Genomic DNA, 14,247 nt, shown 5'->3' on the forward strand with positions numbered 1-14,247 from the left:
AACGATCAAGCTACGGTTTAGCGCTCTAGTGAGCGATTCTATGATTAGGAGGCGTTAAACCGATGGCAAAACCGGATAATCGAGCAGATAATGTGGAGCATTTGCAACAAAATATTCAGAATACATTGCAGAATCTTCATGAGGCTGAAGGATACCTAAACGAATTTTCCTCTGAAATCAGCAATGAGGAGCGTAAGCAGATCGAAGAAAAAAATAATCGTCGTAAACAAAGTATTAGATCATTTCGAGAAGAAGTGAAAGACGAAGCAGCACATTCGCAAGAGTAGTTAACATAGCGCGACCCAACTCCGAGTTTCAATTGAAGTTGGGTCGTTTTTTTTATGCAGAAATCATCATATTCCCATCCAATTCATTTTCCCCCTATAATGCAATGAGATCTGTTTTACACAAAAACGAATTTTTTTGAATAATGTTGTTGTAAACTAATTTGTATTGATGTTAAATAATAAAAGAAAGCGCAATCATTTACGAATTAGGATTTCATCATGCGAAGGGGGAAGGATATGCTGCTGCGAAGAAAAAGCATGGCTTTGATGCTTATGGCGGTGGTTTTGATGGCTGGACTGCTGCAAGGTTGTTCTTTCAAGAGCGATGAAAAGGATGGGCCGGGAACAGAACTTGTATTGTGGACTTTCAATGAACTGCATGAGAAGTTTTTTCTGCAAATGGCTGACCAATGGAACCAACAGCACCCTGATGAATTGATTAATTTGAAAGCGAATACATTTCCTTATGACAACCACCACAGCAAGCTCTCGATTGCGTTGCAATCAGGGGTGGGAGCGCCGGATATCGCGGATATTGAGGTCAACAAAATTGGTAATTTCCTCAAAGGAATACCGCAACTGGTCCCGCTCAATCCGGTGATTGACCCTGAGATCAATAACATTGTGCCTTCCAGAGTACAGATTTACGGCAAAGACGGTAAGTATTACGGCATTGACTTCCACGTTGGAGCCGAAGTGATGTATTACAATAAAGAGATTATGGATCAGGCGGGGGTAGACCCGGATTCCATCGTTACCTGGGCAGACTATGCTGCTGCTGGCAAGCAAGTGCTGGCAAAAACGGGCAAGCCGATGGCAACCTTGGAGACCAATGACCTGTGGAGCTACTGGCCGATGATCTCCCAGCAAAATTCAGATTTTTTGGATGACAAGGGCGAGTTGACGCTGGATAACGAAACCAATATTAAAACACTTGAGTTTCTCCAACAGATGATAAAAGACAAAATCGCTATTCCCGCACCGGGCGGCGGGCATCATATGGAGGAATACTACGGGTTTATGAACAAAGGCGGGGCCGCTTCGGTGTGGATGCCGATGTGGTATATGGGACGTTTTACGGATTACATGCCTGATTTGAAAGGAAAAATCATCATTAGACCGATGCCGGCGTGGGAAAAAGGCGGCTATCGCTCAGCAGGTATGGGCGGGACCGGAACGGTAGTCACGAACCAGTCAAAGCACCAGGATTTGGCGATGCGTTTTCTAGCCTTTGCCAAGCTGTCCAAGCAAGGGAATGTGGAGATTTGGAAGCAGCTAGGGTTTGATCCCATCCGCAGTGAAGTGTGGACCATGCCGGAAGCCAAAGCCAAAAACAAATTTACGGAGTATTTCGGAACGAATATTTTTGACACGCTGATCGAAGTCAAAGATGAGATCAATGCGGTGCATATCGGACCGAAAACGCCTGACATCGCTAGTGCTGTACGTAATAAAATACTTTATCGGACACTACAGAGTGGCGAAGATCCAGCCACGGTGCTGCATGAGCTAGCAGATGAACTGAGATAGACCCCAACAGGAAAGGGAGTGAGATTCATGGCAACGCCCGTTCATACGAACGCTAATGTACCGACAGGTCAGCCGCCAAAAACTCAGCGTCCGACCAGAAGTCAATGGAGCCGATTTATTCATTCCAGTCGTACGGCACCGTATGTATTTGTCCTTCCATTTTTACTGTCCTTTGCACTGTTTTTTGCGTATCCGGTCATCTCGACGGTCATTATGAGCTTTCAGGAAGTTCTGCCGGGGATAACAACTTACGTTGGCCTGGAAAATTATAAGGATTTAATGAATCCTACATTTGGAAAAGCGATATTAAACAGCGTCCTGTACACGCTGCTTACACTGGTCGTGCTGATTCCTCTGCCACTGGTACTGGCGGTATTGCTGAATTCGCCTAAAATGCCGGGCAGAGGGCTGTTTCGCTCCGTGATGTTTATACCCGCACTAACCTCAGTGGTGGTAGCAGGAACAATCTTCCGACTCATGTTTGGGGAATTGGACGGCTCGTTGATGAACTCTCTGTTGGGGTTATTCGGTCTTGAGCCTTACAAATGGCTAATGAACGCGAACACCGGCTTTTTAGCGTTGATCGTGCTGGCCTTATGGAGATGGCTAGGCGTAAATATGCTGTACTACATGTCGGGACTCCAGAACATTCCTCCCGAGTTGTATGAAGCTGCACAGATTGATGGAGCCAGTCGTTTCGATTCATTTTGGCGGATTACGATTCCTATGCTGAAACCCGTGACGATCTACGTATTTACGATTAGTATTTATGCCGGGTTATCCATGTTCACCGAGAGCTATATGTTGTGGAACGGAAATAACTCCCCGAATGATATTGGGTTAACGATTGTTGGCTATCTCTATCGCCAAGGTCTGGAACAGAATAGTATGGGCTTTGGAGCGGCAGTCGGCATTGTATTGCTCGTATTCACATTAGTACTGAACCTGATCCAGCTCAAATTTTTTGGCATGTTTCGGAAGGAGGATTAAGCGATGGCTCAGAAACAAAAAGGCCCGTTATCCGCATTTCTCGTTGTCCTGTTCATTCTATTTGCCGGGTTCGCCCTGTTTCCGCTATTTGCCGTGACGCTTGCCTCATTCAAGCCATCAACGGAGCTGCTGCGCTACGGTTTGAATCTCAAGCTGGAGTGGGCCATCATGTCCTTGAAAAACTATGCGTTCATCTTTCAGGGGACGACGGATTATTTTCAATGGTACTGGAATAGTCTTGTCATTACCGTCTTGTTTACGGTGTTATGTCTGATATTGTCCGCAATGGTCGGGTATGGCCTGGAGATGTATCGTTTTAGACTGAAAAATGTGATTTTTACATTGGTGCTGGTCGTGATGATGATCCCGGTAGAAATTATCATGCTGCCACTTTACAAACTAATGATCGGTATGAAGCTGATCAATACGGTATGGGGTGTAATTTTGCCGTTTGTCGTTGCACCGATTCCGATCTTTTTCTTCCGTCAATATTTGAGCGGAGTACCCAAGGATTTTATGGATGCTGCACGAGTTGACGGTTGTTCAGAGTATGGTATTTTTGTGCGGATTATGATGCCTCTGATGGCACCTGCCTTTGCGGCAATGGCTATTTTACAGGCTATGAACAGTTGGAATAACTTCCTGTGGCCGATGATCGTATTGCGTACTAACGACATGCTGACACTGCCAATCGGTCTGTCCAGTCTGCTGACGCCATATGGCAACAATTATGATGTGTTGATTGCCGGATCAGTCCTGGCTATTCTGCCGATTCTCGTTGTGTTTCTGTTCTTCCAGCGTTACTTTATTGAAGGGATGACTGCAGGCGGGGTAAAAGGGTAATCATTACGGTGCTGAATGAGTCGATTGAATACTGAAATGTATAGAGTCAGGAAAGGCGGGTCGGGCATTGTCTCGACCTGCTTTTTTTATGGATTCAATGATTTTCATTCTCATTTTCATGGCTATCAACTGCACAAGCTATAGGTAAACGTGGTATGATGTTTGAAAGATTTCAAATACACAGAAATATTCAGGCGGAGCGTGGAGAACCTATGGAACCAACAGAAACCCAGAAAACTGAACCGGCCACGGCGTCAACCGTTGGCATGGAGGATATTGTACGGGCGCATCATATGCTGCGTGAGGTGATTGTTCGTACACCTTTACAGAGGGATGCCGTCCTATCGGCCAAATATAACTGTAATGTGTATCTGAAGCGAGAGGATCTCCAAGTTGTGCGGTCCTTTAAAATCCGTGGAGCTTACAACATGATCCGCAGCTTGACTCCTGAGCAGATGGAGAAAGGGATCGTGTGTGCGAGTGCGGGTAATCATGCACAAGGCGTGGCTTTTTCATGTAACGCGCTCGGCATCCACGGTAAAATATTTATGCCGAGCACAACGCCCAATCAGAAGGTGAAGCAGGTACGTCGCTTTGGCGGAGACAGTGTAGAGGTTATTTTGACCGGAGATACATTTGACGATGCTTATGACGAGGCTATGAAGGTGTGTAGCGAGCAGGGAATGACCTTCATCCATCCGTTCGATCAGCCGAAAATTATCGCGGGTAATGGTACGATTGCGATGGAAGTGATGGAGAGTCTGGATACACCTGCGGACTATATGTTCGTGACGATTGGCGGCGGCGGTTTGGCGGCAGGCGTAAGCACATATGTTAAAACTGTGAGTCCGACCACCAAAGTAATCGGCGTAGAGCCCCTGGGCGCAGCATCAATGACGGAAGCGATGCGTTTGAACAAGGTCGTTACACTGGAGCAAATAGACAAGTTTGTTGACGGGGCTGCGGTGAAGCGAGTGGGTCAGTTAACGTATGACATTTGTAAACATACCTTGGATGATATTGTGAAGGTACCGGAGGGCAAGGCATGTACAGCGATTCTGGCGCTGTATAATGAAAATGCGATTGTTGTGGAGCCTGCGGGCTCGCTGCCTGTAGCAGCACTTGATCTGTATCGTGAGCAGATTCAAGGCAAAACAGTAGTCTGTATCGTCAGTGGTGGCAATAACGATATTGATCGTATGCAGGAGATTAAGGAACGCTCCCTGATATACGAAGGGCTAAAACATTATTTCATGGTGAATTTCCCGCAAAGAGCAGGGGCACTGCGTGAGTTTCTTCAGGAAGTGCTTGGACCGGACGATGACATTACTAGGTTTGAGTATACGAAAAAGAATGATAAAGAAAATGGCCCGGCGCTGGTCGGTATTGAATTGTTACACAAGGAAGACTATCTTCCTTTAATTGAACGAATGAATCGCAAGGGGCTTAACTATACGGAATTGAACAAAAATGAGAATTTGTTTAATATGCTTATCTGACAAGGAGCCTACGGGCTCTTTTTTTTTGTATATGCAATGTTATGCGTAGTTTATAAATTTCTTTTTATTTGAAATAAAGCGTTTACAAAATTGAAGTTGATAGGTTAATATATGGGTAACTTCATAAGTGTAAACACTAATGTAATAAGCGTATCACCTGATTTTCATCATAAAATATTAATTCGGAGGTGCGAAAGAATGTTGAAAGCATGGAAAAAATCAGTACAGGGTAAATTCGCCCGAACAGCATTTGCTGCCGTAACTTCGGCTGCTTTGTTGCTGTCCGTGGTGCCGTCCACATCGGCCGAGCATTGGGCGTTAACAGGCGATGTGGCAGTACATGATCCGTCCATCACCAAGGAAGGAAATGCATGGTATATTTTCTCCACAGGGCAGGGGATACAGGTTCAAAGATCGGATGACGGACGCAATTTTTACAGATTGCCGCAAATCTTCTTGTCGCCACCATCTTGGTGGAAATCGTATGTACCTAAGCAAAAGACTAATGATGTATGGGCACCGGATGCTCAAAAGTACAATGGACGTGTCTGGGTTTACTATTCCATTTCTACGTTTGGGTCGCGCACTTCGGCCATTGGCTTAACTTCAGCAACGAGCATTGGCGCGGGAAGCTGGAGAGATGATGGACTAGTGCTGCGTACGACGGATTCTGACGATTATAATGCCATTGACCCGAATCTGGTCATTGACGCTTCCGGTAACCCATGGCTTTCCTTCGGTTCATGGAATTCGGGCTTGAAAGTGACTCGACTGGATAAAAATACGATGAAGCCTACGGGCCAGATTTATTCTATTGCTAAACGTACGGCTGGTGGTTTGGAAGCACCGCATGTTACATACCGCAATGGCTATTATTATCTGTTTGCTTCCATTGATAACTGCTGCAAAGGCGTAGACAGTAATTACAAAATCATTTATGGTCGCTCGACCAGTATCACTGGCCCGTATGTGGACAAGAGCGGAAAAAGTCTGATGGACGGCGGTGGAACGATATTGGATGCGGGGAATGACCGCTGGAAGGGACCAGGCGGACAATCTGTCTATAACAACAGTGTGATTGCGCGTCATGCCTATGATGCCACTGATGGCGGAAATCCAAAGCTTCTGATTAGTGATTTGAAATGGGATTCGGCAGGTTGGCCTACGTACTAAAGAGAGGGTTAATTGAAACTATACCTGTAACGATCTCACATAGATATATCCAAAAACTGTTCCTCCCACGGGGGAACAGTTTTTGGCTTGCAATGTCATAGAAACATGCTATTATGAATCAAGTTGATAATCATTATCATTGGCGTTTATTGTAATGAAAGTCGTAATGGCTTTCAGGTATGGAGGGAGTGACCTCACCGAATGCAGTCTAAAGACAGCATGGACAAACATACAGCTTCGACAGAGAGGAACGCTCCTAAAGTAGCCTTTATAGCCCGACCGGTGCTCCGAGCGGGCAGGATTCGGCAGGCGTTGTTGTTCACAGCTTCGGCTGTATTATTGGCTTTGGCCATGTTCGCTGCCATTTCCTTAGGAGCCAAGGATCTGACCATAAGCACGGTGTGGTCAGCAGTGTTTCACTATGATCGTTCGCTGACGACCCATCAGATCATTCATGAACTTCGATTGCCGCGTGTGCTCGGTGCAGCTGTCATTGGGGCTGCGCTGGCGGTTGCAGGCTCTCTGATTCAAGGAATCACGCGCAACCCGCTAGGGGATACAGGTGTGCTGGGCATTAACGCAGGAGCGATGTTTGTAGTTGCAGTGAGCTTTGCTTTTTTCCCTGATCTACCTTATGGGACGTTAATTGTTTTGTCGTTCCTGGGGGCACTGATGAGTACCTTACTGGTATTCGGACTAGGAGCTTCCGCGCCGGGAGGATTGACACCCATGAGACTAACGGTGTCTGGAGCTGTGACAGCAGCCTTGTTAGGTTCCATGACTTCGGGAATTGCGATTTATTTTGATCTAAGTCAGGATCTAGCCTACTGGTATGCGGGTGGTGTTGCCGGAATCAAATGGTCGCAGCTCGAGATTCTTGCACCGATTTTGCTTATTGTGATCGCTTGGTCTATGGGGCTCGCACGCTCCATTTCATTGATTTCAATGGGCGATGAGGTAGCGCTGAATCTGGGATTAAATCTCCGGCGTATCCGGCTGCTGGGGCTACTGACTGTGGTGGTCCTAGCTGGACTTTCTGTATCGGCTGCCGGGGCCATCGGCTTTGTAGGTTTGGTCGTGCCACATATTGCTCGCAAGCTGATCGGTGTGGATTATCGCCAGATCGTACCATTGTCTGCATTATTGGGAGCCGTGCTGCTAGTGCTGGCTGATTTGGGAGCGAGAATGGCGAATCCGCCAGAGGAGCTAGCTATTGGAATTATGGTGTCTTTTATCGGAGTACCTTTTTTCCTCTTTCTCGCCCGTAAGGAAAGGAGGGAATTATAGTGAGACGCTCTCTAGGGGCAGGGGATACAAGAACGACCAAGGCTTGGCTCGTTTGCTTCGTATTGGCTGGAATCAGTTTTGCTGTCCTTGTTCTGGGTTTGAATACCGGAACGATTCGTATTCCACCGCTACGCGTGCTGGATACACTTTTTGGCGGAGGCAGCGGACGTGACCATATGGTCCTGTTTGAATACCGGCTGCCGCGGATGGTTGTAACGGTACTGGCTGGAGCGGGACTGGGTGCAGCCGGGGCGGTCATGCAGGGCTTATCGCGAAACGCACTCGCAGATCCGGGAGTGCTGGGCCTTCATGCGGGGGCTGCTTTAGGACTGGTGATGTATGTCAGCTTTTTTCGCGATCTGGAAGGATCAGCAGCCTTGTTCATCCCCTTGTTTACCTTTGCAGGAGGTGTCGTCGCAGCGGTGCTGATAGTTATGCTGTCCTATAGTGGCAGCAGAGGAATCGTGCCTGTGCGGCTAATCCTGTCCGGTATCGGTGTAGCCTCAGGGCTCAGCGCCATAACGCTGTATTGGTCGTTGCGGTTGGATGAGGATACGTACGCATTTACCGCACGTTGGTTGGCTGGCAGCGTATGGGGACGGGACTGGATACATGCAGTGGCTTTACTGCCATGGATTGTCATTGTATTGCCCTACGTTCTATCGCAGACACGTAGCCTAAATAATCTGTCGCTGGGTGATGAGACCGCAGCTGGAATCGGTACAAGTGTAAAACGCCAGCGCTTGATACTGCTGGGCGCAGCAGTGGCTCTATCGAGCGCCAGCGTATCCATGGCCGGAGGTATCGGTTTTATTGGGCTGATTGCGCCTCATCTGGCTCGCCGTTTGGTTGGACCGATGTATCAGCATTTGTTGCCAGTAGCCGCTTTGGTTGGAGTCGTCATTCTGGTCACGGCAGATACGATGGGTCGTTCGGTATTTCAGCCGAATGCGATTCCAGCAGGTGTAGTGGTTGCTGTGGTAGGAGCTCCGTATTTTTTATTCTTGTTGTCCCGAACCAAATGACAATAGGATTAGGTTACATATGAAACCCAAAGCTGCACATGATGCAGCATGCTAAACAACAACGAAATAGAAGCGTTGAGGATCGAACATTAAAAATAGAGCTTCTATAGTATAGGAGAGAATATTCATGAGAAAAAATAGATTTGAGGGTTCAGGGTTTAAACGTTCGTGGATAGCCCTGTTTCTTGTTGCATGCATGATCATGCTGTCTGCTTGTGGGCAAACAGCAGACAAACAAGCTAGTAGTACGAAAGCAGCCGATAGTGCCCAAACCACCATGAGTGCGGATTCGCGTATTGCTTCCATGTCTATTCATTTGACGAACAATCTGCTAGCATTGGGCATTACTCCAGCGGGTTCGGTTATTGGTGGAGATGTGAAGGATTTTTTGCCCCATGTAAAAGATCGTCTTCAAAATACTCGTAAGCTGGGGGTTGTCACAGACCCCGATATGGAAGCGGTACTGGAGCTTCAACCTGATCATATTTTCCTCGACAAAAAATATTCGGGAACCGATGTGGCCAAGTTTGAAAAAATTGCACCGACCGAGGTTTTTGATTTGGATGAAGGTACATGGAAAGATCAATTGAAAAAAATAGCTGCTATGGTTAAACATGAAGCACAGGCAGACACTTTTCTGAAAGATTATGATACACAGAGGGAACGGGTCAAAAAGCTCATTCATTCCAAAATCGGAGACGGGACTGTCATGGCTGTACGTGTCACAGCGAAAGAAGTTCGTGTCATGGGGATGAAGCGTCCAGTAGGACCGCTATTGTATCAGGATTTGGGCTTGAAGCCAGCTAAAGGTGTGGAAAAGATTAATAAGGCCTACCAGGTTGTGTCTCAAGAGGTTTTGCCAGATTACGATGCTGATGCCATCCTGGTAATTATCAGTAAAGGTGCGGATGCCCAAAAGGTATATAAGCAGCTGGAGGGAAATACAGTATGGCAAGGACTCAAAGCTGTGAAGCAAGGTCATGTCTACATGTTGAACGGACAGCCTTGGCTGGACTATTCCGCGATGGGGCACAAAATTGCATTGGATAATGCAGAACAACTATTTTCCAAATAAATGCGAAAGTACATCAAGCCGTATTCCCCATGCATCTTCTTGCAGGTGGGGATACGGCTTTTCTGACGATTCCCAAGCTTCGAGTCAGATGGCTGATTGCAAATAAAAAAGGAGCTGCTACGATTCCGTAATGAGGCGGCTCCAGCACTGTGAGAATTGCGAGGTTATGAACGTTTTTTACGCAGAAAAATCGGTTTGAGTCCAATAAAGCCAATAGCCGCAAGCACTAAATTCATCCAAGGTGAGATTTTGAATACCGGCAGCACACTGCGTAGCGCAAGTCCGGCGACAAGAATGACAACAACCAGTACTACATACATCAAGATGGATTTGAAATTCATTTGGGGCTTCGCGGGAGCATGGTCTGGCTGTTGAGTCTCCTCGCCTTCTTCCGGACGATCCATGAAATTCATCAGTGCTTCAACCAGCAGAATGGCACCTGCGGCGATGATGATGAGGGTGGAAAGGCTAATTTTTTCAAAAGGTTTGATATCCCCGCCTGTAAATGTGATAAACCAACCAATAATCGCCTGTGTCAAGAAAAACATGGACAAGGCAACCCAGGCAATAAGTGTATAATTTTTTGCTTTATTCATTGCTTCCTCCTGCTTTATGATCGTATCCCAAGCTGCTGGAATCGCCATTTTGTAACAAAGACAGTATACGTGAGGAAACGCCGGATGGCAAAAGGCTTTATCCATTATGTATATTACCGCTGCATTCTCCTCAAACTGGATAAAGGGTGAGCACATGGAGCAACCTGAATATAAAACGTTGAGAGGATGTGGCATCATGGAACTGGAGAACCAGGCAGATTATTCGGTCCAAAAACGACTGACAGGTGCTCCGAACGGGAACAGCGGGGAAGCCTTGCTTGCAAACGTGAGTCACCGAAGCGTTCAAGGGACATCTCCAACGTACCGTATATTGGACGATACTGAATTGGCTGAGGACACAGAATTTGCAGGTGAACTGGGTGAACAGAGCTACCGCAGCCTGTGGCATGAGGATCAAAATAACGGCGCCTCTTGTAAACTGGAGTGGGAGGGACGAGTCGAAACCCACCAAATGTTCAGGCACAGCTACGAGTAGCAAGTCGTCTACTCTAATGTAGCGAATGCACTCTAATAAGCGAGTAGTATGGCGTTCTCCGGCATCACATCGGGGAGCGCCATTTGTTTACTTCCATCCCGGTATGAACTGACAGGTTGACAAGGAAGCAGGGCGATGATAGACTGACTTTACTATAAAACTTATTAAACTTATCGGAATTAAAGTGAATGAATATTCTGGATGGATATTCCACGTTACTATATGAGTTTGAATGATAAAATGCTTTAGTGAAGCTTGAAACAGGGGGAATCAGGATGGAACGGCAAATTGGAATTCGTTTTGAACATGAGGAGCTGGCCGCAACAATTCATTATCCAAACCGTACGAATGAGGGAGGACGTCAGAGACGAGTTCCGCTCGTTGTCATTTGTCACGGTTTTGTGGGCAATCGTATCGGAGTCGATCGATTGTTCGTCAAGACTGCGCGTGAATTGGCCGAAGGTGGATATTTTGTACTGCGCTTTGACTTTGCCGGTTGTGGGGAAAGTACGGGTGAATACGGCAAGCAGGGGCTCGAATCCATGATCAATCAGACACGCACAGTGTTGGATTACGCCGTGAATTGCGCGGACATTGACCCGACCAAGGTGACGCTGATCGGTCACAGTTTGGGGGGCGCTGTTGCCCTGCTCACAGCCGTTCGGGACAAGAGAGTACAAAACCTGGTCCTTTGGTCAGCTGTCGGCTATCCGTTAAACGACATTGTCAAAATTACGGAGCGAAGCGTGTACGACGAGTCTGTTAAAACCGGTCATGCAGACTACTTGGGCTATAAGTTCACACCAGCTTATTTTGAGTCATTAGCTCAATTCCAACCGTTCCAAGAGGCCGTTAAATTTAACGGTGATGTGCTCGTTATTCATGGCACCTCGGATGATATCATTCCTGTGGATTATGCATTTCTGTTTCAAAAGGTATTCTGGATGCGTCCAGAGGGACGCTGTGATAAGGAGATTATTTTCCAGGGAGATCACACTTTCTCGTCAGGTAAAGAGCGGCAACAGCTGATTGACCGCACACTGGAATGGCTGGATGAACAGGAAAATATTCAACGGGATTGGCAGCACTGGATGATCTGATTTCAGGGTGTAACGGATTGTATTGGAAATTGCTCCTCCGCCGGAGTAAAATGAAAGAGTAACACTATACTGGCGTGTGGAGGTTGGCAGCGATGACATTACCCTCAATTTTTGTTGCGCATGGTTCACCGACACTGGCTGTAGAAAATAACGCATATACCAGCTTTCTTGCAAAGCTGGGCGCGAGCCTGCCCCGACCCAAAGGAATCATCATTTTTTCCGCGCATTGGGATAGCCCCGATCAATGTATCGGCGCGGATGATCAGCATGCAGCGTTGCACGATTTCTACGGCTTTCCCGAAGAAATGTACTCACTTGATTACCCTGCACCAGGCGATCCAAAGCTGTATGAGGAGATAGGGCATCTGTTCAGTCAGCATAACCTGTTCCACCAGCCGGTTCGGAACCGGGGACTGGATCATGGAGCATGGGTGGTTTTGCGGCATATATATCCTGATGCGGACATACCGGTCGTACCCTTATCCATTGATTCACGGCGCGATCCTCAGGAGCAATATGAGATTGGACGGATGCTGGCGCCACTGCGTGAACAAGGGATTTTGATCCTTGGTAGTGGAGGCTTGGTCCACAACTTGCGGACACTCAAGCAGACGAGTGAGCCAGCCGATTGGGCCGTTCAATATGATGACTGGATCGCACAGCAGCTTCAAGACTGGAATTTGCGTCATCTGTTCCAATATGACAAGAAGGCTCCATATGCCAAGCAGGCGGTTCCTTCGTATGGAATAGAGCACTTTTCGCCTTTGTTTTACGTGATGGGGGCTGCCGATCATGATCGCTCCGCGCGTAAGCTTTTTCAGTCGTATGTCCTTGGCTCATTGAGCCTCAATTGTTGGGCTTTTGGTCAAGAAAATGATCTGTAAATGTAAGAAAAAGAACTTCCGAAACCACATGGTGTGTGGGGTTGGAAGTTCTTTTGGTGTGTTCTTCTGTGATTAATTAGCAGGCACGTTCTTTTTTAGCCAGGCGGATACTTGCGTAGTTCGCTTATCTTCATTTTGATCTAGTAGTGTCATAAATGCCTTCAGCTTTTGAATGTAGGGACTCTTCGAATCCCTGTTGCGCTGAACGACGAGCTGATATCCTTTTTTGGCATTGGGGCGAATCTTGTTGGTGTCATCATCGAATAATGGTGTATTGTTCGTACCATAAAAAGTATAGAAGAAATAGAGATCATGTAATGATTTCACTGCCTGTGTACGATTGGAATGTGGATATTGGGTTATAAATGACTCTTGCGCCAGCACCCTTCCGGCTAACTGTTGATAACCGATGTGTAATGCCGCATCCTTGGTAGCCGGCTGTCCAGATTCCGTCGCCATGATGTCAATATATCTGCGGATATCTGCGGTAATGTCATTTCCGAATACTTTATATTTTTCATAGTTGATGACTGGGTAAAACATGCCTTCTGAGGTTTCAAGTGGGAAAGATGAACCCGAAAAAGGAGTCTCCAAGTCAGGATGGACTTGAGGACTCCTTTGTTCATTTAAATAGAGGAGGGTGCAGCATAGCCACACATTAAAGAGAAGCAGCATGGCTGAACAAAAAAACAACCATTTCCAGAGGATAACGGTTGTTTTTTGGGTAGTTAAGCTATTTTTCGATTGGGGTCCGTTTGATAAGTGTCTTTATTTTTACCAAACAGTCCACGCAGGAAGGGCAGTACCCAACGGTCAAAGCCGATTCTTCCGGCATTTGCACCAGCAACGATAAGGAAGATTTCAACCAGCAGGTAGATTGCATTGGTGCTTACTGTTCCCGAGAACAGGAACGAGAAGTTCATAACCATAGCCATCAAAGTAGCCAGTGTAGTCAATGTACCAAGCAGCAGGCCAACCCCGACCAAGAACTCACCCAATGGGATCAGGACGTTGAACAAACCGACATTCGGCAGGGCAAAGGCTTCAAGGAACGATCCCCACCAGCCTTGTACAGCGGGGTGATCTCCGCCTGTTTTAGCAATGGCCCCCGAAATAAATCCACCTGCATCGAATCCGCCAGTCAGCTTCTCAAGTCCGTGGGTCATCCATTCATAACCTAGATAAACCCGTACTACAGTCAGCAGCCACATTGCTACTTTGTTCTCACGTAACCAGTTGTTAAACATTCAAATCACTCCTCTTTCTTAATCTATAATGATGGGTTGTATTTCATTTTGTTTGGGATGATCATCTTTGCTACACCTTTATTGTATTAGGTTCAGTTACAGTTATTTGTGATAAAAATCACAAACTCTAAATATTTTTTAAATTTTAATGTCTTTAGATAAGTATTCTATAGAGAGGTAATGCCTCAATCAAGACAAAAACAGGAAATAAAGCT

15 protein-coding genes are annotated in these 14,247 nt (G+C 46.6%); 12 read left to right on the top strand and 3 right to left on the bottom strand.

Going from position 1 to position 14,247, the window contains the following annotated elements:
* Window positions 1-62: 62 nt before the first annotated feature.
* The 9 genes from tlp (at window position 63) to PPM_RS04380 (ending at window position 9,709) form a co-directional block, all read left to right on the top strand.
* Window positions 63-287 (top strand): small acid-soluble spore protein Tlp, encoded by a 225-nt coding sequence (gene tlp / locus PPM_RS04340; protein WP_013369497.1) that lies wholly within the window; start codon window positions 63-65, stop codon window positions 285-287.
* 237 nt (window positions 288-524) lie between these two features.
* Window positions 525-1,817: an ABC transporter substrate-binding protein gene (locus PPM_RS04345; RefSeq protein WP_013369498.1), complete on the top strand. Its 1,293-nt coding sequence runs from the start codon at window positions 525-527 to the stop codon at window positions 1,815-1,817.
* Between the two features lie 27 nt (window positions 1,818-1,844).
* Window positions 1,845-2,807, top strand: a complete 963-nt coding sequence (locus tag PPM_RS04350) for a carbohydrate ABC transporter permease (protein WP_013369499.1) — start codon at window positions 1,845-1,847, stop codon at window positions 2,805-2,807.
* A 3-nt stretch (window positions 2,808-2,810) separates the two neighbouring features.
* A complete protein-coding gene (locus PPM_RS04355; RefSeq protein WP_013369500.1) occupies window positions 2,811-3,650 on the top strand; it encodes a carbohydrate ABC transporter permease in 840 nt (279 codons plus the stop codon).
* Window positions 3,651-3,862: 212 nt separating this feature from the next.
* Window positions 3,863-5,149, top strand: a complete 1,287-nt coding sequence (ilvA, locus tag PPM_RS04360; RefSeq protein WP_025676833.1) for a threonine ammonia-lyase IlvA — start codon at window positions 3,863-3,865, stop codon at window positions 5,147-5,149.
* Between the two features lie 198 nt (window positions 5,150-5,347).
* The gene (locus tag PPM_RS04365; RefSeq protein WP_014599492.1) at window positions 5,348-6,322 is read left to right on the top strand and encodes a glycoside hydrolase family 43 protein; all 975 of its coding nucleotides are present in this window, start codon (window positions 5,348-5,350) and stop codon (window positions 6,320-6,322) included.
* A 201-nt stretch (window positions 6,323-6,523) separates the two neighbouring features.
* Window positions 6,524-7,609, top strand: a complete 1,086-nt coding sequence (locus tag PPM_RS04370) for a FecCD family ABC transporter permease (RefSeq protein ID WP_013369504.1) — start codon at window positions 6,524-6,526, stop codon at window positions 7,607-7,609.
* The gene (locus PPM_RS04375) at window positions 7,609-8,634 is read left to right on the top strand and encodes a FecCD family ABC transporter permease (RefSeq protein WP_014599493.1); all 1,026 of its coding nucleotides are present in this window, start codon (window positions 7,609-7,611) and stop codon (window positions 8,632-8,634) included. The genes PPM_RS04370 and PPM_RS04375 overlap by 1 nt, the downstream gene beginning before the upstream one ends.
* A 127-nt stretch (window positions 8,635-8,761) precedes the next feature.
* Window positions 8,762-9,709 (top strand): ABC transporter substrate-binding protein, encoded by a 948-nt coding sequence (locus PPM_RS04380; RefSeq protein WP_013369506.1) that lies wholly within the window; start codon window positions 8,762-8,764, stop codon window positions 9,707-9,709.
* 164 nt (window positions 9,710-9,873) lie between these two features.
* On the opposite strand, the gene PPM_RS04385 is transcribed toward PPM_RS04380, so the two are convergent.
* Window positions 9,874-10,305 (bottom strand): hypothetical protein, encoded by a 432-nt coding sequence (locus PPM_RS04385; protein WP_025677306.1) that lies wholly within the window; start codon window positions 10,303-10,305, stop codon window positions 9,874-9,876.
* A gap of 196 nt (window positions 10,306-10,501) precedes the next feature.
* Here PPM_RS04385 and PPM_RS04390 point away from each other — a divergent pair, with 196 nt between their 5' ends.
* From PPM_RS04390 to PPM_RS04400, 3 genes are all read left to right on the top strand, one after another.
* The gene (locus PPM_RS04390) at window positions 10,502-10,801 is read left to right on the top strand and encodes a hypothetical protein (protein ID WP_013369509.1); all 300 of its coding nucleotides are present in this window, start codon (window positions 10,502-10,504) and stop codon (window positions 10,799-10,801) included.
* Between the two features lie 275 nt (window positions 10,802-11,076).
* Window positions 11,077-11,901, top strand: a complete 825-nt coding sequence (locus PPM_RS04395) for an alpha/beta hydrolase (protein WP_013369510.1) — start codon at window positions 11,077-11,079, stop codon at window positions 11,899-11,901.
* Window positions 11,902-11,993: 92 nt separating this feature from the next.
* Window positions 11,994-12,785, top strand: a complete 792-nt coding sequence (locus PPM_RS04400; protein WP_013369511.1) for a dioxygenase — start codon at window positions 11,994-11,996, stop codon at window positions 12,783-12,785.
* Between the two features lie 72 nt (window positions 12,786-12,857).
* Here the strand turns inward: PPM_RS04400 and PPM_RS04405 are convergent, their stop codons facing one another.
* Together PPM_RS04405 and PPM_RS04410 are read right to left on the bottom strand one after the other, a co-directional pair.
* Window positions 12,858-13,328, bottom strand: a complete 471-nt coding sequence (locus tag PPM_RS04405; RefSeq protein WP_013369512.1) for a hypothetical protein — start codon at window positions 13,326-13,328, stop codon at window positions 12,858-12,860.
* 185 nt (window positions 13,329-13,513) lie between these two features.
* On the bottom strand, window positions 13,514-14,032 hold the full coding sequence (locus tag PPM_RS04410) for a DoxX family membrane protein (RefSeq protein ID WP_013369513.1): 519 nt from the start codon (window positions 14,030-14,032) through the stop codon (window positions 13,514-13,516).
* Window positions 14,033-14,247 lie beyond the last annotated feature (215 nt).

The organism is Paenibacillus polymyxa M1, from assembly GCF_000237325.1.
Lineage (GTDB): Bacteria > Bacillota > Bacilli > Paenibacillales > Paenibacillaceae > Paenibacillus > Paenibacillus polymyxa_C.